This window comes from Pseudomonas sp. CFBP 8758 (genome assembly GCF_014841725.1).
Classification (GTDB): Bacteria; Pseudomonadota; Gammaproteobacteria; order Pseudomonadales; family Pseudomonadaceae; genus Aquipseudomonas; species Aquipseudomonas baltica.
Genome location: NZ_JACYUK010000006.1, coordinates 344948 through 365689, shown reverse-complemented (window position 1 = coordinate 365689; position 20742 = coordinate 344948). Strand labels below are relative to the sequence as shown.

Genomic DNA, 20742 nt, shown 5'->3' with positions numbered 1-20742 from the left:
GCGGCGAGTGCACAGCGGCCCAGGCAGGGCAGGGGCACTCGATGAGTGCCCCGACAGGGTTCAGAAGACCAGCTTGAACAGGCCGATGACCACGACCAGGCCGATCAGGAAGATGATACCGACGGTACTGCCAAGAAATTTCAACATGGGATGACTCACATCAATGGGTGTTACTGCTCTAGACAGCGGCCCTCGGCGCTCGTTTCATCCCATGTCGATCGGTGATCCCGGTCCGTTCCTTTGCGGTGGCCAAGGCCGGGCACTGCCCAGCCTTGTTGTGGGGTACCTCAAAGCGCCGGAATGACGCCTGCGGTCGGCTCGACGACTGGAGCTTCGATGGTCGGCTCGCCCGGCGTGAGAATGACCTTGCGGCAGTCCTCCTGCTTCTTGTCGAAGATCTTGTAGCCTTCGGCGGCCTGCTCCAGCGACATGCGGTGGGTAATGATGGTTTCAGGCGTCAGGCGGCCCGCTTCGATGTGCTCGAGCAGCTCCGGCAGATAGCGCTGCACGTGGGTCTGGCCCATGCGGAAGGTCAGGCCCTTGTCGAACGCATCGCCGAACAGGAAGCCGTGGATGAACCCGGCGTACACACCCGGCACGCTGACGACGCCGCCACGGCGCACAGCGGCAATGCACTGGCGCAGTGCCTTGCCGCTGCTGCCTTCCAGCTTCAATGCCGCCAGCACGGTTTCAGTGGTGCTGCCCTTGGCTTCGAAACCCACCGCATCCACCACGCCGTCGACACCTCGTGAGCCGGGGGTCTGGCGAATGATGGTGTCGGCAGGGTCATCGTCTTCATCGAAGTTGATCGGAATCACGCCGTAGGCCTGTTGCGCGTAAGCCAGGCGGTAGGGGTGGTGATCGACCATGAAGATACGCTCGGCGCCGAGCATCCGCGCCACGGCGGCGCACAGCAGCCCGACGGGGCCAGCGCCGTAGATGGCAATGCTTGAACCCTGGCCGATCTCGGTGTTCTTCACTGCCTGGAAAGCGGTCGGCAGGATGTCGGAAAGAAACAGTACTTTCTCGTCGGCCAGAGTGCCCGGCACCTTGAACGGCCCGGTATTGGCCTTGGGCACACGGACGTACTCGGCTTGCCCGCCGGGCACGCCGCCGTAAAGGTGGCTGAAGCCGAACAACGCCGCGCCTGGTGGAATCGACTTCTTGTTCAGAATTGCCCCGCGGCCGGTATTGGTCGTCTCGCACGCGGCGAACTGGTCCAGGTTGCAGAAGAAACAGCTGCCACAGGCAATCACGAAGGGGATAACCACCCGGTCGCCGGGGCTGACTGCAGTGACGCCGGTACCGACTTCCTCGACCACACCCATGAACTCGTGGCCGAAGATGTCGCCGTGTTCGACCGTGGGTATCTTGCCGCGATACAGGTGCAGGTCCGAGCCGCAGATGGCGGTGGCCGTGACGCGCAGAATGATGTCGTCGGCATCCTGCAGCTGGGGGTCGGGAACGGTGTCGACCTTGACGTCGTGAGCGCCGTGGTAGGTAAGTGCTCTCATGTTCTTCAGCCTCTTGATCAGGGATGGTTATCAGCAGAGGGATACCAAAACCGGGAAGTTCAAGCGGATATGCTCAGCGGAATCAGGAATCATTCCGATGTTCGATGGGTGAGCGAGGGTGCGGCGAGGGTGATTGCGGATTGGCTGCGGGGGTTGCGTGGGCAACCCCCGGCATGGTCCTGCAACAGCGGATGATACCAAGGCGATGAAGCGAAGCGCAGATCGGACGGCTCAATGAGCCGTTTCGATTCCCAGTTCTTCACGTGCCTGCTGGCCGGACGGCCTCCAGCGCACATCGGTAATACCATACTGCTCGGCCTTGGGCTTGCTGACTTTCTGCACCCGTTCGCGGCCGAACTTGGGGATGACTCCGACCCCTGCATCGCAACTCGCCCAATGCCAGGCATCGGCATTGTTCAGGGTCGGTAGACGGATGATGAACGACTTTTCCGCTCCATGGAGCCGGTAGTCAATGATGAACAGTGTTGGGTTCGGCATGGTGATCTCCTGCGTTGACTCATCATTGAGTTGTGATACGCAGGAAAGATTCAGAAAATGTGCGGCGCCGCGACGAGTTGTCGTTTGCCTGGCGAGCCCTCTGCAATCAGGTGTGCGAGTCCCACTCGACGGCGGGCATCACTTCCAGTGGCGCATGGGAACCCTTGCCACGAATTTCGTTGACCGCATACAGCACCAGCAGGCGAAACGTGGTGCTGTCCTTGTATTCATGGGGCGACAGGCTGCGCATCACTTGCGCGGGGACATTGGGGTCGATCAGGGTCAGGTTGAGCAGCCCTTCTTCCATATGGGTTTCATGTTTGAGGGGCGGGTCGAGCCCTGCTAGTACCGCTTCGATGGAAGCCATGGAGTCACCCTTGACGGTCGATGTTGAGAAGGCAGGGGAATAAACCGGCTGAAATTGCCCGGGGCTGTAAAAGCTATAGCTGATGTTGGCCGAAACCGCCTCCCTGCTGCCATTGGTTTTTCCACGGCTCGGCCGCAGCCGCCACTTCCATGCTCGAGATCCTCCGGCATGCTTTTTCCTGTGCCCTGGTCGACGCTTTTGAGTAAGCTGGCGGCACGTGCAATGGATGCAACGGAGGCTGGCTAGCGATGACGGAAGACCAGGCTAACTACAAGCGGTTGCTGACGCTGATAGAGAGCGCCCAATGGCAGGCATTCGGCAGCGAGGACGGTTTCGCCCTGCGCGCTTTGCTGCTGGTCGGTTACGTGGTTACCACGGTCACCCCAGATAGCCGGACGCGGCTGGCCCTCACCGTGCGCGGCACCCGCTATCTCGAGGAACTGCGCAGCGAAGTCTGACCGCTGCGGGGCATTTCACCCACCAATGTGCTCATTGGGCCATCACGAGCGTCAATCCTCCCCAACGGGCCCGAGGCTGGGGCCGCGCCGCTTGCCAGACCCGGGCCGTTCTCGGGTATATCGCTCTTCAAGGATCCGTTCCATGCCGCAACCCTCTGCGCCCCGTCTTCACGTCGGGGGCCGTCCCCACTGCCTGTCTTCGATTGCCATGTCACGCTCGCCCCGATGGCCTGCCTTGGGCTTGGCTGCCGTGTTCGGCGCACCTTCGAGTGCCCTCGCGGCCCAGGTCATGGAGCTGCCGGCTGTCGAGGTCAGCGAGGCCCGCGTGAGCGAGCTGGACGAGGCAGGTCTGGCATTGCACTCAATCCCGGGCGGTACCAATCTGATCGACGCCGAAGCGAGTGAGCGCGGGCGGCTGGCGGGCAATGAAGACCTGTTCAGGAATCAGGCAGGCATCTATGCCCGTGCTGCCAACAACGAAGGTGTGAAAATCTCCATCCGTGGTTCGGGTATCAACCGCGGTCCCGGCGCGCATTCTTCGGGGCTGTACCAGATGTTCGACGGCCTGCCGCTGACCGGCCCTGGTGGCACGCCCTATGAGTTGCTCGAACCGCTGTGGCTGAGCCGTGTCGAGGTGCTGCGCGGAGCCAATGGCTTCGACCGTGGCGCGCTGGCCCTGGGCGGCGCCATCAACTATGTCACGCGTACCGGCTACGACGCCGCCAGATTGCAGCTGCGCTACGAAGTGGGCAGCCATGGCTACAGCAAGCGCCAGGTCAGTTCCGGCCAGGTGCTGGGGGATGCCGACTATTATTTCAGCGTGACCGATTCCAGCTATGACGGCTTCCAGGACCAGAGCGCCGGCGGCAGCCGTGGCGCTGCAGGCAACTTCGGCTATCGCTTCAGCGCGCAGTTGGAGACCCGGTTTTTCTTCCGCTATCGCGAGACCGACAACGACACGCCCGGCAGACTGACCCGCGGGCAGATCGCCCACGACCCTCGCGCGGCCAATGGCTTGAACCTGGCGCGCGACTCCAAGCGCATCCAGCCGGGCAGTACCTGGCTGGCCAACAAGACCACCTGGCACCTGGATGACAGTGCCCGCCTGGAAGCCGGGCTGGTCTATCACGACTACCCGATGGACCTGCGCGAAGGCACCAATCGGATGAAGGTGGCCTACACCGATGTCAGCGGCACGTTGAACTATGTGCGCCAGGACGACCTGCTCGGGCATGTCAGCAAGACCACAGTGGGGTGGCGCAGCACCAAGGCATTGCCCAATTCCGGAGTGTCGGAATTCGTCCGCGTGCCCGTCGGCAACACGGCTGGGTATGCACCTGGCACGCGCACCCGCGATTACAGCTACCAAGGCTCCGACCATACGCTGTACGTCAGCAACGAACTGGAGCTGCTGCCGGACCTCTGGCTGACCAGTGGACTGGCCGCCCTGTACACGCGTCGCGAGACGGAAGTCAGTTATCCGGTGACCAACGACCGCGTCAGCCTGCATGCCTGGGACTACGCGCCACGCCTGGGCCTGCGCTACGACTACAGCCCGCAGCTGCAGGTGTTCGGCAACCTCAGTCGTTCGGTGGAACCGCCGCACCCGTGGTCGATGATCTGGGGCTCCAACCGCTACTTCGCGGCGGGCAGCGGTGCGGCCACGGGTTTGCAGAGCAACGGCGTCGAACTCGACAACCAGAGCGCGACCACCCTGGAACTGGGAGGGCGAGGGGAGGCCTGGTTCGGCCAATGGGACCTGGCCTGGTATTACTCGCAGGTGCGTCACGAACTGCTCAGCGTCGAGACCCAGGCCGCCACGGCCACGCGCTCGCAAGTGATTGGCGAGGCCAATGCCAGCCCGACGGTGCATCAAGGTATCGAGCTGGCACTGGACAGCCCCTTGTGGGACGGCCACCAGGCCGGCCGCCTGGCACTGCGGCAAACCTATACCTACAGTGACTTCCACTACCGTGACGATGCGCGGTTCGGTGACAACCGTCTGCCCGGCCTGCCCGAGCATTACTATCAGGCCGAACTGCGCTACGACCACCCCAGCGGTGTGTACACCGGCCTCAACGTGCAACACGCCTCACGCATTGCCGTGGACTATGCCAATTCCTATTACGCGGCGCCGTATACCCTGTTCGGTGCCAGCCTGGGCTACGCCGCGCCGGGCGACACCTGGCAAACCTGGCTGGACGTTCGCAACCTGACCAACAAACGCTATGCCAGCACCGTCACTCCGGGCTATGACGATCAGGGCCGTGACGTGGCGCGCTCGACCCCCGGCGACGGCCTGGGTGTCTACGCGGGCATTTCCTGGACCTTGCGCTGACCAAGCGATGAGCAGGCGGCCAGGGCCGCGCCGGTTGCGTTAAGATAGTGGCCTACCCGCTTTGGCAGAGAGCAGCAGTGATCCTCAACAGCCTGGTTTTTTTCATCACCTTGGCGGCCATGGAAGGCGTTGCCTACCTGGCCCACAAGTACCTCATGCATGGTTGGGGCTGGGGCTGGCATCGTTCCCATCACGAGCCCCGCACCGGCTGGTTCGAGAAGAACGACCTGTACGCAGTGGTGTTCGCAGGGCTGGCAATCGTGCTGATTGCCCTGGGGACCCAGGGGCTGCATCCGCTGGAGTGGATCGGCGCGGGCATGACTGCCTATGGCGCACTGTATTTCGTGGTTCACGATGGGCTGGTGCACCGGCGCTGGCCTTTCCACCTGGTGCCCCGGCGTGGTTACCTCAAGCGCCTCTACCAGGCGCACTTGATGCACCACGCGGTAGAGGGCAAGGAGCGCTGCGTCTCCTTCGGCTTTCTGTTCGCGCCTTCTACGACGCGTTTGCGTGCTCAGCTTCGCGCACTGCACCAGGGGCCGCTGCGCAAGGCGGACGAGGCCGACTCCACAACTGCGCAGGGCGCTGCGGCCACTGCCGCCAGCGAGCGCTGACGGCGCGCCATCCGCCCTGGCTCACGGCTGCCAGCTTCTCCGCCTTCGAGGTTGAAATGCGGGCATCCCAGGCATGGCTGCCCGCCGCAACCACCTTCACGCCGATCTGTCGGTACACCGCGGCGGCGGTCGCCACGGCCCAGGCCGAGCGCCAGGGCAGGGCCGCCAGGCCGGCCTGGGCGCTGGCGTAGTAGGGTTCGGCCAGGTTGACCAGGCGCTGGGCGAGCACTGCCACGGCCGGTCGGTGCTCGGGCGTGGCCAGTGCCTGCAGCGGAATGTTCAACTCATCCAACCACTGCGCGGGCAGGTAGCAGCGGCCGATACGCGCGTCCTCGACGATGTCGCGGGCAATATTGGTCAGCTGGAACGCCAGCCCCAGGTCACAGGCCCGATCCAGGGTGCGTGAATCGTCAGTGCCCATGACCCGCGCCATCATCAGGCCGACCACGCCAGCCACGTGGTAGCAGTACTGCAGCGTGTCGTCCTGGGTGTGATAGCGGCGGTCCACCACGTCCATTTCAAACCCGGCCAGGTGTTCCATTGCGTTGTGTTCGGGAATGCCGTGCTCGCGCACGACCTCGGCGAACGCGGCAAACGCTGGTTCGCCGGCAGGCTCCCCGGCGTACACCGCACGGGTCTGGGCCTGCAGCAGTGCCAGCCGCCGCTGCGCTTCCTCAGCGCTGATCGATACCGCGTCGTGGCCGGCCTGTTGTCCGTCGATCACGTCGTCGCAATGGCGGCACCAGGCATACAGCATCACCGCACTGCGCCGCGTGCGTTCGTCGAACAGTTTGGCGGCTGCAGCGAAGCTTTTCGAACCCACGGCGATGCTCTGCTCGGCATGTTCGCGCAGCGCCGGATCCGGCGCCGGCGTGCTCATGAATGCAGGTCCGCGATCATCAGCCCGGCAGTCGCCTTGGCCGAGCCGATCACACCCGGCACCCCGGCGCCTGGATGGGTGCCGGCACCGACCAGATAGACGTTGTTCAACTGCGCATCGCGGTTGTGCGGGCGGAACCAGGCACTTTGCTGCAGCACCGGCTCGAGCGAAAACGCCGAGCCCAGGTGCGCGTTGAGTTCGCTCTGGAAATCATCCGGGGTGAAGATGCGGCAGGTGACCAGATCTTCGCGCAAGCCGGGAATGTAGTGCTCTTCCAGGTATTCGAAAATCCGGTCGCGGTACAGCGGGCCCTGGACCGACCAGTCGATGGCTGCATTGCCCAGGTGCGGAACCGGCGACAATACGTAGTGGCTCGAACAGCCCGGTGGCGCCAGGCTGGGGTCGGTGACGCAGGGCGCATGCAGGTACAGAGAGAAATCCGTCGCCAGTTCGGCGCCGTTGAAAATCTCGTGGATCAACGCCTGGTAACGCGCACCGAAGCACACCGTGTGGTGTTGCAACTGCGGTTGCGGGCGCTTCAGACCGAAATGGATGACGAACAGCGAATTGCTGAAGCGCTTGCCCTTGAGGCGCTTGCCCTCGCGTCGACCGCGCGGGTGTTCGCCCAGCAGGTCAGCGTAGGTATGCACCACGTCGGCGTTAGAGGCCAGGCAGTCGGCGTGCCAGCTGCGACCGTCGCGCGCATGCACTGCCGTGGCCCGATCGTTCTCGACGTCGATCTTCGCCACTTCGGCATTCAACTCCACGGTGCCGCCCAGGTCCTGGAACAGCTTGACCATGCCCTGCACCAGCGCGCCGGTGCCGCCCTTGGGAAACCACACGCCCCATTCGCGTTCCAGGGCATGGATCAGGGTGTAGATGGACGAGGTGGCGAACGGGTTGCCGCCCACCAGCAGCGAGTGGAACGAGAATGCCTGGCGCAGCTGATCATGCTCGATGAAGCTTGAAACCATCGAGTAGACGCTGCGCCACGCCTGCAACCGAGCCAGTTGCGGACCCGCCTGGAGCATGTCGCGAAACGACAGGAAGGGCACCGCGCCAAGCTTGAGGTAGCCTTCCTTGAACACCGCCTGGGAGTAGGCCAGGAAGCGCTGGTAGCCGGCGACGTCCGGTGGGTTCAGGGCATGGATCTGGCGGTCCAGTTCGGCCTGGTCGTTGGCGTAGTCGAATTTCGTGCCGTCTTCCCAGCACAGCCGGTAGAACGGCTTGACCGGCAGCAGATCGACGTAGTCGGCCATGCGCTTGCCACTGAGGGTGAACAGCTCTTCGATGGCCGAAGGGTCGGTGATCACGGTCGGGCCGGCGTCGAAGGTGAAGCCCTGGTCGCGGTAGACATAGGCTCGGCCTCCGGGCTGGTCACGCTTTTCCAGCAAGGTGGTGTGGATGCCTGCGGCCTGCAGACGGATCGCCAGGGCCAGGCCGCCGAAGCCTGCGCCGATGACGATGGCGGTTTTAGCTGGATTCATGGGGGTTCTCGAACTGCCGGGGAGAAGATCTGAGGGCGGCGCGCACGGCCTCGTCGACGGGCACGGGAGGCTTGCCGACGAGAATGCGCGCGCGGTCACGCCAGTGGTTTTGGCCTGCATAGAATCGACTGATCAGCGCAGGCGACAAGCGATAGAAGCGTTGCATCACCCGCCAACGATCCTGAGGCTTGCCGGCCAGGAACAGCATGCGGTTGAGCAGGCGGTAGAACCCTTGCGCCTGCCATTGCTGGCGTGCGTGTTCGCGGATACCCGTGAACAGTCGATCGGCGTCCATGTCGGTCTGCTCCGCCAGCCACTGGGCCAGGCGCACCGCATGGGGCAGCGAATAGCCGGTGGTGCAGTGAAACAGGCCGGCGCGCAGGCCGGAAAGGGGTTGGCCGGCGGCTTGCTGCCAGAACGCATCGAAATCGCCGGCCAGGGTGATCGGCAGCACGCCCTGTTCTTCGCGCAGGCACTCGGCGATTGTCCAGCCCTGCCAGCGCACGTAATCGGCGATATGCTCGCGCAACTGATCGCAGCTCAAGGTGTGGCGATCCACGTAATGGGTGTCTTCGACCAGCACCGTATCAGCCGTGAATGGCAACACATAGACGAAGCGATAGCCTTCGCCCTGGCTGACCCGCGCGTCCATGATGATTGGCCCCAGCAGGCCGTGGGGGCGTTGCAGGCGCAGCAGCTGACCGACGAATGCCTGCTGGCCCAGCACCAGATGGCGGCTGGGCTGCACGCCGCGGCCGTCGATCACCGCCTGGGCCTGCAGCGTCTCGCCGCTGGCCAGGCGCACGTGTCGTGGGCCCAGTTCGGCAATGGTTTCGCCCAGGCGCAGGCTCGAGCCCAGGGCCTGGGTGATGACCTCGGCAAAGCGCTCGCTGGTGATGCTGGCGTAGCCGCTGTCGAGTCGCCGCGAGACCTCGGCAAAATGTACCTGGTAGCAAGGCCAGCGCTTGACCACCAGGGGTTCGATCCAGTGGTGCTGCTCGGCGCTCAGGTCGCCATCGTGGAACGACCAGGTATGGTTGCCGCCCAGGCTCTGCTGCGAATCGATGCACAGTACCTTCAGTTCCGGGCGCACCTGGCGCAGTCGCCAGGCGATCAGGCCATTGGCCAGGCCGGCACCGGCGAGGATCAGGTCGTAGGTCATGACGGGGCTCCGGCCACTACGGGTTGCCGCGTGCGCACTGCGGTTTCGACGACAGCCGCCGCCTTGGCCGTGCCACCCGCGCTGGCCAGTTCTGCCTTCAAGCGGGCAAAGGCCGGTGTCGGCATGTCGAGTACCTCGCGCAGCACCTGGGCAATGCGCGAAGACCGCGCGCGGCGTTGCAAATGGCGGCCGAGGCCGTGATGGCGCACCCGCGCCGCCACGCCTGGCTGGTCGAAGGCGATGGGCATCACCAGCATGGGCGTCGAGCTGGCGATGGCATCCATGACCGTATTCAACCCGCCGTGGGTGATCACCGCATCGGCCTGCTCCAGGGCCCACTGCTGCGGGGCGAAATCGGTCACCCATGTTGCGCCCAAGCGGTGCAGGCGTTGCTCCGCAGCAGGGTCGAGCAGGCCGCAGTGAGCAATCAGCAATTGCCCGTCGAGTCGTCGACAGGCTTTGGCGATCTGCTCGAACATGCCCAGGCGCTGGCCTTGCAGGGTGCCCAAGCTGGCGAAGACGAACGGGCGTTGCGGGTCGATTTGCCAGTGCCCCTGGGCCTGAATGGCAGCGTTGCGCAGCGGGCCGACGGCGTGCAGATGGGGCGGGGCGTGCTGGCGGGGAAAGTCGAAGCCGGCCAGGGTCTGGCTGATCTGTGCCAGTGGAGAAAGACATTCGTGCAACGCACTGCGTGGCGCCAGGCCGAGGGTTTTCGCAGCGCTCTGGATGGCGCGCGCATGGGGCTTCATCAACCAATCGTAGACCTGGGTGCTGCCGCGGTACATGTGCAGGCTGCGCTCGTCCGTGGCATAGGCGAAGGGCATCACTGGCAACGGCAGGCCCGGCTCACGGTTGACCGGCAGCGCGCAGGCTACCGACACGAAGGGCAGCCCCAGGCTTTCCGCGACCAGTCCGCCGGCAGCCTCCATCTGGTCGCACAGCAGCGCGTCGACGCCGTGTTGCGCCAAGGCTGCCGGCAGCTCGTCACAGAACATGCGGGTGGTCGCTGCCAATTGCTCGATGATCTGCCGCAGGCCCCACGGTGTGCCTGGGTTTGCCGCCAGACGCAGGCTGCGCTGCAGGCTGCCGGGCGGATGGCTGGCCTGGCCCAGCACTGCGAAGCCGATACCGGGAGCCGTGACCCAGCGCGCGGCGTCCGCCTGGTGGAAGAACGTCACACGGTGGCCTCGTCGCATCAATTCCTCGGCCAAAGCCTGCAGGGCGTGAAAATGACTGTAGTAGGCGGGCGCCACGACGCCGAAGTGGCTCATCGAGGCAGGGCCTGCGGACCCAGCAGGCGGGCATGGCGCAGGCCCGTCAGATTGGCCGAGCCGGTACAGAAACAGGCCACGCGCAGTTGGCGGATGACCACCTCGAAGTGTTCGATCACCGCTTCGGTGGACAGCGTTGCGCCTGGCAGCACGGCAGCGGCCTGGCCAACGATGTCCGCGCCCAGGCGAATGGCCTTGGCTGCATCGACCCCATCGCGCACGCCGCCCGAGGCGATCAGACGGACCTGCGGCAATGCCTGGCGCACGGTCTGGATGCAGGTCGCCGTGGGAATGCCCCAGCCAGCGAATGCCATGGCCACCGCGCGATCGGCCGCGCGGGTGGCGCGTTCACCTTCGACTGCAGCCCAGCTGGTACCGCCCGCGCCCGCTACATCGATGACCTGCACGCCGGCCTCGACCAAGGTCTGCGCGACGCTGGCCGAGAGCCCGGCGCCGACTTCCTTGATCACCACCGGTACTTTCAGAACGGTCACTGCACGGGCGATCTGCGCCAGCACGCCGCGCCAGTGCCGGTCGCCTTCGGGCTGCACCGCTTCCTGCAGCGGGTTGAGATGAATGATCAGGCCGTTGGCTTCGAGGGTGTCGACCGCACGATGAGCGAGGTCCATGCCGCCTTTCTCGAGCAACTGCGCTGCACCGATGTTGGCCAGTAGCGGGATGTCCGGGGCGATGCGCCGCAGGTCGCGGGTGAGCCCCTGGTCGTTGCCGGTCTGCAGGCTGACCCGCTGCGAGCCGACACCCATGGCGATGCCCAGCGCCTGCGCCGCTTCGGCGAGGTGACGGTTGATCGCCACGGAGCGCAGGGCGCCACCGGTCATGGAACTGATCAGCAGCGGTGCGCGCAGGGCGATGTCGAGCAACGAGCTGCTCAGGTCGATGTCTGCCAGGTCCAGTTCGGGCAGCGCACAGTGTTCGAACTGGACCACGTCCCAGCCGGCGCCCGCCCGTGTACCGGCCCTGAGCGGGTCCAGAACGATGTCCAGGTGGTCATCCTTGCGTCGACTCAACTCGTCGTGCTTCATGTCAGCTCCATTGCTCAGGAATCATTTACGGCCGCCTGCGGTCTGTCCATGGTAGAGAGTTGTACGGCGCGCTCATATTCGCATAACGTATGTCCATCTTCACAGGCTCAGGCATCGGCGCTGCGCAGTCGTTCCTTGTTTAGGAGCGCAGCTGCCCGCGCCAGGCCATGCCGATACCTCGTCTCCGGCGGCCGCAGGACTCGAAACAAGAACAGAGGGAACGATGACAGCTGACACGTCTGCGACCAGCGATAGCGGTTTCACCGAGCACATGGCCTTGTTGCGCACGACCATCGAAGCGCGCCTGGACGCTTTGCTGCCCACGGCGAGCAATGAGCGCGACCTCGTGGCCACGGCGATGCGCGATGGTGCCTTGGCGCCGGGCAAGCGCATGCGTCCGATCCTGTTGATCCTGGCGTCGAACGGCTTGGGGGCCAGCGACCAGGCGGCCCTGGATCTGGGCTGCGCAGTGGAAATGGTCCACGCCGCATCGCTGGTGCTCGATGACATGCCCTGCATGGACGACGCCAGGCTGCGCCGGGGCCGTGTCACCACGCACCTGGCGTTTGGCGAAGACGTTGCCATTCTGGCTGCAGTGGCGCTGTTGTCGCGGGCCTTCGCCGTGGTGGCGGGCATCGACGGGCTGAAGCCTTCGATTCGAACCCAGTTGGTGGAAATACTGGCCAACGCCATCGGTGCTCAAGGTCTGGCCCGTGGTCAGCTGCAAGACCTGCGCGAAGGCCTGCACCCGCGCACCGCAGAGGAAATTGCCGCCACCAACAACCTCAAGACCGGCGTGCTGTTCAGCGCAATCATGGACATGGCCTACCTGATCAGCGATGCACCACCGCCTACACGCGCCGTGCTGCAGTGCTTTGCCCTGGAACTGGGGCAGGCCTTCCAACTGTACGACGATCTTCATGATCACAGCCCAGCCACGGCCAAGGACCAGGGCAAGGACGACGGCAAGTCGACCTTCATGGCGCTGTGCGGTGAGGATGAAGTAAAGCGGCGCCTGCAGGAACACCTGGACAAGGCTCGCGCCTGCCTGGCCGACGCCTATGCGCAGGATGATCACATCAGCCGCTTCCTGCAGCTGATATTCGTCAAGGCCGCTACCTGCGCGTGACCGTTCACCTGTCAGTACTACTTCTTCCCGAATAAAGCCCCTTCACGACAAAGGGCATCGAGTACGCTCGATGCCCTTTGCTGTTCGATCGGGTTGAAGGTCTGCGCTACCCGATCCTCAGGCGTGCGGGTTGCTGCCTTTCTCCGCATCGTGTTTCTTCGCGGCGTCGACGCCTGCGCTGCTCAGTTTTATCGGGTATTCGAGCGCGGGTTCGTGGTCTTCGACCGTGACCGGCTTGCCCTGGATCAGGCCTTTTTCCTGCAGCGTCTTGATCATTCCGGCCACTGCCTTCTCGCCGCGATAATTGTCGAGAATTTCCTTGCCCAGGCCGTGGGGATGCGCGTGCAGCAAACGGGTGAGTACTTCGTGCTCAAGTTCGACGTTGCTCATGAATGCCTCTCTGACTGCTGAATGAAAATGCATCGGTTACGCCATTGTGACTCGGTCAGGCGCGAGAGATTCCTTGCGTCTGCAATCACGCCTGCACAGGCGCAGCACAAAAAAAACAAACTTTTCCGCGGACCAGGAAGTCGACTTTGCACGCGTATCCATTTCGAGGGATGTTTTCGCAACGCATTTTTTGCGCATTTTTTTTTGCCAACCTATGGAGATACTCATGGCCAACTATCCAACTCCGCCGTTCGAGCCGCAGCAGCAATCGGTACCTGGCACGCAGTCGAAGATGAATCCCGTTCCCGACTGTGGCGAAACCAGCTACAAGGGCTCAGGACGGATGGCCAACAAGGTCGCCCTGATCACCGGTGGCGACAGCGGCATTGGCCGCGCTGTGGCGATTGCCTATGCCCGCGAAGGCGCTGACGTGGTGATCTCTTACCTCGATGAGCATGAGGACGCCAAGGACACCGCTCGTTACGTCGAGGAAGCCGGACGCCAGTGCCTGCTGCTGCCAGGCGATCTGGCCGAGAAAGAGCAGTGCATGGCCATCGTGGCGAAGACTGTCGAGCGTTTCGGCCGTATCGACGTTCTGGTCAACAACGCCGCGTTCCAGATGAGCCACGAAACCCTGGACGAGATTCCTGACGAGGAGTGGGTGCGTACCTTCGATATCAACATCACGGCGATGTTTCGTATCTGCAAGGCAGCAGTGCCGCACATGCCGTCCGGCGGTTCGATCATCAACACCAGCTCGGTCAACTCGGACATGCCCAAGCCGACCCTGCTGCCCTACGCGACCACCAAGGGCGCGATTGCCAACTTCACCGCGGGCCTGGCGCAGTTGCTGGGCAAGAAAAACATCCGCGTGAACAGCGTGGCACCGGGCCCGATCTGGACGCCATTGATTCCGGCGACCATGCCGCCGGACGCAGTGAAGACCTTTGGCGAAGAAACCCCGCTGGGTCGCCCGGGGCAGCCGGTGGAGGTGTCGCCTATCTATGTGTTGCTCGGGTCTGATGAGAGCAGCTATATCTCTGGTTCGCGCTATGCAGTGACTGGGGGCAAGCCCATTTTGTAGGGCAGTGACGCCCTCTTCGCTGGCAGAGCCCGCGAAGAGGGCATCAAGCTATGCACAGGGATCAAACCACATGCGCCGCCTGCAGCTGCGTCAATGCCTGCACCTTCAACGTCGCCAGCACAGGATCACGCCGATCCCTCGGCCGTTTCAGCCCAACCTCGATATCACTGCCAATACCAGTAGCCCGATGCCCCATCACCAACACCCGATCACTCAGATATAGCGCCTCATCCACGTCATGAGTCACCAGCAACAACGCGATGTCATGGCGCTCAGCCAAGTCCAGCAACAAATCCTGCAGCTTCATTCGGGTGAACGCATCCACGGCACTGAACGGCTCGTCCAGCAGCAACACCTTGGGCCTGGAATAAAGCCCACGGGCGATCGCCACCCGCTGCGCCATGCCGCCAGACAATGCCTTGGGCAGCGCCTTGGCAAACCCGCCCAGTCCCACTTCGTCTATCAGCTGCCGCACCCAGGCCGGGTCATAATGCCCATCATTGTGAAAGCCGATGTTGCGCTCTACATTCAGCCAAGGCATCAGCCGCGGTTCCTGAAACACGAACGCCACCGAGTCGCCCGCGCTGTCGAGCTCACCGGTGTAGTCCCGATCGAGCCCTGCGGCGATGCGCAGCAGCGTACTTTTGCCGCAACCACTGGGCCCCAGCAGGCTGACCCGCTCACCAGGTTGCAACTGCAGTTCCAGGTCCTTGAGCACCACGGTGTCGCCGAATGCCTTGCGCCGGACACGGAGGCTCAACAGGGCATCGTTCATGAGCGGCTCCCCGAGGCTTCGCCGGTGAATGCATCGCGCCAGCTGACGCAGCATCGCTCGAGGGCCGCAAGCAGGCCATCGCTGAGCTTGCCGAGCACCGCCAGGGCGAGGATCGCTGCCAGAACGATGTCCGGTCGCGAGGTTTCGCGTCCGTCGCTGAGCAGGTAACCCAGGCCTTTGGTCGCGGCAATCAATTCGGCGGCGACCAGAAACATCCAGGCCATGCTCAGGCCGCTGCGCAGGCCGGTGAACAATCCCGGCATGGCTGCCGGCAACAGGATACGCACGGTCAGTCGGCGGGCGTTGAAACCATACATCTGGCCGACCTCGACCAGCTTGCGGTCGATGTTGCGAATGGCGGCAACGCCGTTGACGTACACCGGAAAAAACGCACCGATGGCAATAAGCACGATCTTGGACGTCTCGTCGATTCCCAGCCACAGCAGCAACAGGGGCACCCAGGCCAGGCTCGGTATGGCGCGCAGACCCGCGAAGGTCGGCTCCAGATAGGCTTCGGCTTCTCGGCTCAGGCCCACCCACGCGGCAAATACCAGGGCCAGCGACGCACCGATGACGAAACCTGCCAGCACGCGGCCCACGCTGGCGAGCACGTGCTTGCCCAGCGCGCCCTGCGCCAGTTCGACCAGCGTCAGTGCCACATCGCTGGGCGCCGGCATCTGGTAGGCGGGAATCCAGCCGGCCCGCACCACGACTTCCAGCACTGCGACGATCATGCAGGGCAGCAGCCAGCCCTTGGCGCCGCGTCGCCAGGCCGTCGATACACGCCCAGGGGACGATGCGGCGCGCCTGGGCAGGGCTTTTTCCGAAGTGCTCATGAATTCATTGCTTCCCGATGACTTGAGCGCTGAAGCGCGGCTCGATCAGGCGCTCGACCACCTCGTTGACGTCCACGCCTTTGCGCACCAGGCCTTCGGCGGTCAGGATCGGTGCGGCAGCCTTGAGGGCTTCGACCTGCTTGGGGCCTGGCTGTGCATCGCTGAAGTCGGTACGCGACAGCTGCAGCTTGGCCACCTCCAGCGGCAAGCCGGATTCCTTGGCCAGCAGCGCTGCCAGATCGTCGGGATGCTCCCGCGCCCAGGTGCGTGCCTGCTCGTAGGCCTTGATGACCTGCTCGACGGTGTCGGCGTGTTCTGCCGCGAATGTTTCGGTGACGCTGATCACCCCGTAGCTGTTGAACTCGATGTTGCGATACAGCAACTGTGAGCCAGCCTGCAATTGGCTGGCCGCCAGCAACGGGTCGAGCCCGGCCCAGGCGTCGACATCGCCACGTTCCAGAGCAATGCGGCCGTCGGCATGCTGCAGGTGGACCAGCTCCACATCATCCTTGCTCAGCCCAGCCTGCTGCAGGCTGCGCAAGGTGAACAGAAAAGGGTCGGTGCCTTTGGTGGCGGCGATCTTCTTGCCCTTGAGATCGGCAACGGTTTTGATCGTCGAGTCCTTGCGCACGGCCAGGGCTGTCCATTCCGGGCGGCTGGCGATGTACACGGTCTTGATCGGGCTGCCATTGGCGCGGCTCAGCACCGCCGCAAGGCCGGCGGTCGAGGCGAAGTCAATACTGCCGCCGTTGAGGTATTCCAGGGAGCGATTGCTGCCTTGGCTGAGCACCCAGTCGACCTTGGTACCGGGCAGGGCTTTCTCCAGCCAGCCGAAATGTCGCAGCACCAGGCTGGTGGGCGAGTAGTAGGCGTAGTCCAGGCGAACCTCGGCGGGCGCTGCGGCCTGGGCGGTGCTGCCGAGGGCGGCCAGCAGCACGGCGGCAGCCAGCAGGGGTTTGGACAGGCGTGAGAACAGGGTCATGGTGATCATTCCTTGGCAGGGGAGAGCCGGCTGGCACGCCGGACCCCAAGCCTAAATGATCTAAAAAACCAACTGTAAATACCTTTTGGGTCTTAGCTTAGACTGCCGATAAGTTGCTTGCGGGTCACCCATCCTCAGCGATTGACAGTCTTGGCCGGCAGTGCCAGCACCAGCAGGCAACTGAGCAGCAGGCAGGCGGCGAAGATCCATAGGGCAATCTGCGGGCTGTGGAAGCGATCCATCACCACACCCATCAGGGAATTGCTGACCAGACCGGCAATGTTGGCCAGCGAACAGGCCAGGGCGAAACCGGTGGCCGCTGCGGTGCCCTTGAGAAAGGTCGCCGGCAGGCTGAAGAACACCGGCACTGCGCCAATGATGGCCAGCGAAGCCACCGAGAACAGCAGGACCGTGATCGCCACGTTCTGGGTGAAGAAGGTGCTGAGAAACATCGCTGCGGCGCCGACGATGAAAGGCACGATGATGTGCCAGCGCCGCTCGCGGTATCGGTCCGAACTGGCGCCGATGGCCAGCATGCCGATCAGCCCGGCAAGGCTGGGTATGGCCACCAGCAGGCCGATGTCGCCGGCATTCGCCACCCCAGCATTGCGGATGAACGTGGGCAGCCAGAACCCCATGGCGTAGGCGCTCAGCAGAATCGAGAAATCGATGCCGCCAAGCATCCACACCTTGATGTCGAAAAAGCCTGCACGAAACGAGTGGCCGCCGCGGTTTTCGCTCTCGTCCCTGGCCAGCACCGCCTGCAGTTGGTGTTTCTCGCGCTCGCTCAGCCATTTTGCATCGCCAATGCCATTGGGCAGGATGGCCAGGCAGAGCACGCCCAGTATCACGGTGGGAATGGCTTCGAGGAGGAACAGCCACTGCCAGTTATGCAGGCCGCCGACACCATCGAAGCTGCCCATGATCCAACCCGAGACGGGGCCGCCGATCAGGCTCGACAGCGGCAGGCCGATCATGAACAGGGCGATGATGCGGCTGCGTCGGTACGACGGGAACCATTGGCTCAGGTAGAACAGCACGCCCGGCAGAAACCCGGCTTCGGCGGCGCCCAGCAGAAACCGCAGAAGGTAGAAATGCCATTGGCTGGTGACGAACATGGTCAGCCCGGAGAGCACGCCCCAACTGATCATGATGCGCGCGATCCACAGGCGCGCGCCGACCTTCTGCAGCACCAGGTTGCTCGGCACCTCGAACAGGATGTAGCCGACGAAGAACAGGCCCGCGCCCAGTCCGTAGGCGGTTTCGCTCATGTGCAGGGTGTCGAGCATCTGCAGTTTGGCGAAGCCCACGTTGATGCGGTCGAGGTACGAGGCCAGGTAGCAGAAGCACAGGAACGGGATCAACCGCCAGACGATCTTGCGGTACGTTTCGGCGCTCGCGTGCTCGGGCAGGCCTGAGATGGATGACATGCAAGAACTCCTGAAGCATTGAGAAAATCGGGGATGTATCCCGCAGGAGCGGTCCATGGCCGCGAATGCCGCACTGCGGTCTGTCCGATACACCGCAGCGCCTGTTTCGCGGTCGATGACCGCTCCTACGGATGAATGCGGACCCTCGCAGAACCGGTCCGTGGCCGCGAACGCCGCACTGCGGTCTGTCCGATACACCGCAGCGCCTGTTTCGCGGCCGATGACCGCTCCTACGGATGAATGCGGACCCTCGTAGGAGCGGTCCGTGGCCGCGAATGCCGCACTGCGGTCTGTCCGATACACCGCAGCGCCTGTTTCGCGGTCGATGACCGCTCCTACGGATGAATGCGGACCCTCGCAGAACCGGTCCGTGGCCGCGAACGCCGCACTGCTCGGTGCGTGGCGATGATAATCGTTGCGCTCGATGCATGCAGCACGGGTGCCAGCCTGGGGCGCAAATAATCGCGTAGACTGCCGGCGTCGGCGAGCAGGTTCGCGCCGCGTCGCTTTCATCCACACGCTCGATCCGGCCATACGCCGGACGGCATCGGTCCGGGCAAGGCGGAGCATCTTCTTCTATGGCGCAGGGCATTTTTTTCTTTGTAGTCGGCCCAAGCGGAGCGGGGAAGGACTCGCTCATCGAAGGTGCCCGCGCCCGACTGGGCGGCAGCGGTCGGTACCTGTTCGCCCGGCGCACCATCACCCGCCCAAGCGGCGCGCCCGGCGAAGACCACACGGGGGTGACTGCCGAGCAGTTCCAGGCCAGCGTCGCGGCCGGCGAGTTCCTGCTCAGCTGGCATGCCCACGGCCTGAGCTATGGCTTGTCTGCCGATCTGCTGCAGGTGTTGGAGGCGGGTGGCCACGTCATCGCCAACGGTTCGCGCAGGATGATCCGCGAGGCCGCGGCGCGTGTGCCGCATCTGGTGGTGATCGAGGTCACTGCCGCGCCAGAGGTGCTTGCCGCGCGCATTCTGGGACGCGGGCGGGAGACCGCCGAGCAGGCCAGTGCGCGGGTGCTGCGTCAAGTGGACATGCTGCCGTCGGACATCGAAACCCTGCGCGTCGACAACGACGGCACACTGGCCGCTGGCATCGAAGGATTCATCGATGCCGTGCAGAGCGTTGCCCGACGTCACGCCGGGCTGCCGACCAGCCATCCACTGCTGGCGCGCAAGGTCCAGGGTCACGCGCTGGACGAAACGCAGTACGAATCGTTGTTGCGCGACATCATCGAGGGTTGCTATACGGACAGCGAGATCGGCGCCTTCCTGGTGAGTGCCAGCCAGCACCTGTCGGATGCCGAGGTGATGGCCTTGGCCAGGGTGCGCACGCGATTTTCACCGATCATGCGCTGGGACCGGCCCATGGTGGTCGACAAGCACTCGATGGGCGGCGTCCCCGGTAGCCGGATTACCCTGATCGTGGTGCCGATCGTTGCGGCGCATGGGCTGGCCATGCCCAAGACCTCGTCGCGGGCGATCACTTCGGCGGCCGGCACGGCCGACGCCATGGAAGTCCTCGCCGAAGTGGAACTGACGCCTGCGCAAGTGCGTCAGTGCGTGGCCCACACCGGCGCCTGCATTGCCTGGAACGGTCGCCTCAACCATTCACATCTCGATGAGGTGATGAATACCATCACACGCCCGCTGCGCATCGACTCCACACGTTGGGCCGTGGCCTCCATTCTGTCCAAGAAACTGACTGCCGGTTCGACCCATGTCATCGTCGATCTGCCGTTCGGCCCGCGTACCAAGCTTGCAAGCCGCGAGCAGGCGCAGGCATTGGGCGAGCTGTTCGAGCAGGTCGGTGCGTTGCTGGGCCTGACCGTGGTGGCGCTCGTCACCGATGGATCGCGGCCGGTGGGGCGCGGTATCGGGCCGGCGCTCGAAGTGCGCGATGTACGCTGGGTGCTTGAAGGCGCTGTGCAGGCACCGGCCGACCTGCGCGAGAAAGCCCTGGTGTTTGCCGCGCAGATTCTGGCCTGGGACCCGCAGGTCGGCAGCGTCGCCGCGGGTCGGCGACGCGCCGAGCAGCTGTTGGACGAAGGCTGCGCCCTTGCTGCGTTCGAGCGCATGATCGACGCCCAGGGGCGCAGGGTGCCAGTGATGCCCAGCGCGCTGACCTGCGCCGTCCGTGCACTCTGCGCAGGCCACGTGGCCCGGTTCGACGGCTGGCGCCTGGCGGAAATCGCACGGTGCGCCGGAGCGCCCCGGCACAAGGGCGCCGGCATCGACCTGAAGGTAGACAAGGGCACACCAGTGGCGCCGGGCGATGTGCTCTACGTTATCCATGGCGCGAGCACTGACAGCCTGGAATGTGCGGCTCGGCTTGCCCATGCCTGCAGCGGAATCGAACTTGTGACCTCTTGCTGATCGCCGTTGCGGCGGCCGCGCCAGGCGGGCGGGTTACCGTTCGTCGGCGCAACCTCGACAAATGGAATTCGCAGGCTTTTCCGCTCTCCTAACCTGAGTGTGGGAGTCGCCA

General features: G+C 64.2%; 20 protein-coding genes. 6 read left to right on the top strand and 14 right to left on the bottom strand.

What is annotated here, in order from left to right; translation table 11 throughout:
- Window positions 1–60: 60 nt before the first annotated feature.
- From IFT75_RS21665 to IFT75_RS15705, 4 genes are all read right to left on the bottom strand, one after another.
- On the bottom strand, window positions 61–159 hold the full coding sequence (locus IFT75_RS21665) for a hypothetical protein (protein ID WP_446730936.1): 99 nt from the start codon (window positions 157–159) through the stop codon (window positions 61–63).
- 128 nt (window positions 160–287) lie between these two features.
- Window positions 288–1514 carry a zinc-dependent alcohol dehydrogenase gene (locus tag IFT75_RS15715; RefSeq protein WP_122477348.1) on the bottom strand — a complete coding sequence of 409 codons (1227 nt, stop codon included), beginning with the start codon at window positions 1512–1514 and terminating at the stop codon, window positions 288–290.
- Window positions 1515–1745: 231 nt separating this feature from the next.
- The gene (locus tag IFT75_RS15710; protein ID WP_122477350.1) at window positions 1746–2012 is read right to left on the bottom strand and encodes a DUF6555 family protein; all 267 of its coding nucleotides are present in this window, start codon (window positions 2010–2012) and stop codon (window positions 1746–1748) included.
- Window positions 2013–2118: 106 nt separating this feature from the next.
- Window positions 2119–2379, bottom strand: coding sequence for a hypothetical protein (locus IFT75_RS15705; protein WP_163007545.1), 261 nt, complete (start codon window positions 2377–2379; stop codon window positions 2119–2121).
- Between the two features lie 248 nt (window positions 2380–2627).
- On the opposite strand from IFT75_RS15705, the gene IFT75_RS15700 reads away from it, so the two are divergent.
- From IFT75_RS15700 to IFT75_RS15690, 3 genes are all read left to right on the top strand, one after another.
- Window positions 2628–2837 (top strand): hypothetical protein, encoded by a 210-nt coding sequence (locus IFT75_RS15700; protein ID WP_122477353.1) that lies wholly within the window; start codon window positions 2628–2630, stop codon window positions 2835–2837.
- A gap of 208 nt (window positions 2838–3045) precedes the next feature.
- On the top strand, window positions 3046–5175 hold the full coding sequence (locus IFT75_RS15695; RefSeq protein WP_192055647.1) for a TonB-dependent receptor family protein: 2130 nt from the start codon (window positions 3046–3048) through the stop codon (window positions 5173–5175).
- A 77-nt stretch (window positions 5176–5252) separates the two neighbouring features.
- Complete coding sequence (locus IFT75_RS15690; protein WP_192055586.1) at window positions 5253–5789, top strand: sterol desaturase family protein; 537 nt, start codon at window positions 5253–5255, stop codon at window positions 5787–5789.
- Here IFT75_RS15690 and IFT75_RS15685 read toward each other — a convergent pair.
- From IFT75_RS15685 to fni, 5 genes are read right to left on the bottom strand one after another with little or no spacing between them, the layout of a single operon-like run.
- On the bottom strand, window positions 5671–6669 hold the full coding sequence (locus IFT75_RS15685) for a phytoene/squalene synthase family protein (RefSeq protein WP_192055584.1): 999 nt from the start codon (window positions 6667–6669) through the stop codon (window positions 5671–5673). The two genes, IFT75_RS15690 and IFT75_RS15685, sit on opposite strands and share 119 nt — an antisense overlap.
- Entirely contained in the window at window positions 6666–8156 is a 1491-nt protein-coding gene (locus IFT75_RS15680; RefSeq protein ID WP_192055581.1) for a phytoene desaturase, read from the bottom strand. Before IFT75_RS15680 ends, IFT75_RS15685 begins: the two co-directional genes overlap by 4 nt.
- Complete coding sequence (gene crtY / locus IFT75_RS15675) at window positions 8143–9318, bottom strand: lycopene beta-cyclase CrtY (protein WP_192055580.1); 1176 nt, start codon at window positions 9316–9318, stop codon at window positions 8143–8145. The genes IFT75_RS15680 and crtY overlap by 14 nt, the downstream gene beginning before the upstream one ends.
- Window positions 9315–10589 (bottom strand): glycosyltransferase, encoded by a 1275-nt coding sequence (locus tag IFT75_RS15670; protein ID WP_192055578.1) that lies wholly within the window; start codon window positions 10587–10589, stop codon window positions 9315–9317. The genes crtY and IFT75_RS15670 overlap by 4 nt, the downstream gene beginning before the upstream one ends.
- Window positions 10586–11632 carry a type 2 isopentenyl-diphosphate Delta-isomerase gene (gene fni, locus IFT75_RS15665; protein WP_192055576.1) on the bottom strand — a complete coding sequence of 349 codons (1047 nt, stop codon included), beginning with the start codon at window positions 11630–11632 and terminating at the stop codon, window positions 10586–10588. The genes IFT75_RS15670 and fni overlap by 4 nt, the downstream gene beginning before the upstream one ends.
- A gap of 223 nt (window positions 11633–11855) precedes the next feature.
- On the opposite strand from fni, the gene IFT75_RS15660 reads away from it, so the two are divergent.
- The gene (locus IFT75_RS15660) at window positions 11856–12761 is read left to right on the top strand and encodes a polyprenyl synthetase family protein (RefSeq protein ID WP_185793039.1); all 906 of its coding nucleotides are present in this window, start codon (window positions 11856–11858) and stop codon (window positions 12759–12761) included.
- Between the two features lie 117 nt (window positions 12762–12878).
- Here the strand turns inward: IFT75_RS15660 and IFT75_RS15655 are convergent, their stop codons facing one another.
- On the bottom strand, window positions 12879–13151 hold the full coding sequence (locus IFT75_RS15655) for a hypothetical protein (RefSeq protein ID WP_122477368.1): 273 nt from the start codon (window positions 13149–13151) through the stop codon (window positions 12879–12881).
- Between the two features lie 226 nt (window positions 13152–13377).
- On the opposite strand from IFT75_RS15655, the gene IFT75_RS15650 reads away from it, so the two are divergent.
- Window positions 13378–14235, top strand: coding sequence for an SDR family oxidoreductase (locus tag IFT75_RS15650; RefSeq protein ID WP_192055574.1), 858 nt, complete (start codon window positions 13378–13380; stop codon window positions 14233–14235).
- A gap of 61 nt (window positions 14236–14296) precedes the next feature.
- Here the strand turns inward: IFT75_RS15650 and IFT75_RS15645 are convergent, their stop codons facing one another.
- The 4 genes from IFT75_RS15645 to IFT75_RS15630 all read right to left on the bottom strand — a co-directional run bounded on the left by IFT75_RS15645 (window position 14297) and on the right by IFT75_RS15630 (window position 18258).
- Window positions 14297–15010 carry an ABC transporter ATP-binding protein gene (locus IFT75_RS15645; protein ID WP_192055573.1) on the bottom strand — a complete coding sequence of 238 codons (714 nt, stop codon included), beginning with the start codon at window positions 15008–15010 and terminating at the stop codon, window positions 14297–14299.
- Entirely contained in the window at window positions 15007–15846 is an 840-nt protein-coding gene (locus tag IFT75_RS15640; RefSeq protein ID WP_192055571.1) for an ABC transporter permease, read from the bottom strand. The genes IFT75_RS15645 and IFT75_RS15640 overlap by 4 nt, the downstream gene beginning before the upstream one ends.
- Before the next feature lie 4 nt (window positions 15847–15850).
- Entirely contained in the window at window positions 15851–16828 is a 978-nt protein-coding gene (locus IFT75_RS15635; protein ID WP_192055570.1) for an aliphatic sulfonate ABC transporter substrate-binding protein, read from the bottom strand.
- Window positions 16829–16962: 134 nt separating this feature from the next.
- Window positions 16963–18258, bottom strand: a complete 1296-nt coding sequence (locus IFT75_RS15630; protein ID WP_192055568.1) for an MFS transporter — start codon at window positions 18256–18258, stop codon at window positions 16963–16965.
- Between the two features lie 578 nt (window positions 18259–18836).
- Here IFT75_RS15630 and phnN point away from each other — a divergent pair.
- Window positions 18837–20630 carry a phosphonate metabolism protein/1,5-bisphosphokinase (PRPP-forming) PhnN gene (phnN, locus tag IFT75_RS15625; RefSeq protein WP_192055566.1) on the top strand — a complete coding sequence of 598 codons (1794 nt, stop codon included), beginning with the start codon at window positions 18837–18839 and terminating at the stop codon, window positions 20628–20630.
- Window positions 20631–20742: the final 112 nt, after the last annotated feature.

What these genes read in the sequence shown, in the direction of transcription:
- IFT75_RS15670 (WP_192055578.1), bottom strand. Translation starts at nt 10,589, where the DNA reads ATGAGCCACTTCGGCGTCGTGGCGCCCGCCTACTACAGTCATTTTCAC.
- IFT75_RS15700 (WP_122477353.1), top strand. Translation starts at nt 2,628, where the DNA reads ATGACGGAAGACCAGGCTAACTACAAGCGGTTGCTGACGCTGATAGAG.
- IFT75_RS15650 (WP_192055574.1), top strand. Translation starts at nt 13,378, where the DNA reads ATGGCCAACTATCCAACTCCGCCGTTCGAGCCGCAGCAGCAATCGGTA.
- crtY (WP_192055580.1), bottom strand. Translation starts at nt 9,318, where the DNA reads ATGACCTACGACCTGATCCTCGCCGGTGCCGGCCTGGCCAATGGCCTG.
- IFT75_RS15710 (WP_122477350.1), bottom strand. Translation starts at nt 2,012, where the DNA reads ATGCCGAACCCAACACTGTTCATCATTGACTACCGGCTCCATGGAGCG.
- IFT75_RS15705 (WP_163007545.1), bottom strand. Translation starts at nt 2,379, where the DNA reads ATGGCTTCCATCGAAGCGGTACTAGCAGGGCTCGACCCGCCCCTCAAA.
- IFT75_RS15680 (WP_192055581.1), bottom strand. Translation starts at nt 8,156, where the DNA reads ATGAATCCAGCTAAAACCGCCATCGTCATCGGCGCAGGCTTCGGCGGC.
- phnN (WP_192055566.1), top strand. Translation starts at nt 18,837, where the DNA reads ATGGCGCAGGGCATTTTTTTCTTTGTAGTCGGCCCAAGCGGAGCGGGG.
- IFT75_RS15655 (WP_122477368.1), bottom strand. Translation starts at nt 13,151, where the DNA reads ATGAGCAACGTCGAACTTGAGCACGAAGTACTCACCCGTTTGCTGCAC.
- IFT75_RS15645 (WP_192055573.1), bottom strand. Translation starts at nt 15,010, where the DNA reads ATGAACGATGCCCTGTTGAGCCTCCGTGTCCGGCGCAAGGCATTCGGC.
- IFT75_RS15630 (WP_192055568.1), bottom strand. Translation starts at nt 18,258, where the DNA reads ATGTCATCCATCTCAGGCCTGCCCGAGCACGCGAGCGCCGAAACGTAC.
- IFT75_RS15695 (WP_192055647.1), top strand. Translation starts at nt 3,046, where the DNA reads ATGTCACGCTCGCCCCGATGGCCTGCCTTGGGCTTGGCTGCCGTGTTC.
- IFT75_RS15660 (WP_185793039.1), top strand. Translation starts at nt 11,856, where the DNA reads ATGACAGCTGACACGTCTGCGACCAGCGATAGCGGTTTCACCGAGCAC.
- IFT75_RS15685 (WP_192055584.1), bottom strand. Translation starts at nt 6,669, where the DNA reads ATGAGCACGCCGGCGCCGGATCCGGCGCTGCGCGAACATGCCGAGCAG.
- fni (WP_192055576.1), bottom strand. Translation starts at nt 11,632, where the DNA reads ATGAAGCACGACGAGTTGAGTCGACGCAAGGATGACCACCTGGACATC.
- IFT75_RS15640 (WP_192055571.1), bottom strand. Translation starts at nt 15,846, where the DNA reads ATGAGCACTTCGGAAAAAGCCCTGCCCAGGCGCGCCGCATCGTCCCCT.
- IFT75_RS15635 (WP_192055570.1), bottom strand. Translation starts at nt 16,828, where the DNA reads ATGACCCTGTTCTCACGCCTGTCCAAACCCCTGCTGGCTGCCGCCGTG.
- IFT75_RS15715 (WP_122477348.1), bottom strand. Translation starts at nt 1,514, where the DNA reads ATGAGAGCACTTACCTACCACGGCGCTCACGACGTCAAGGTCGACACC.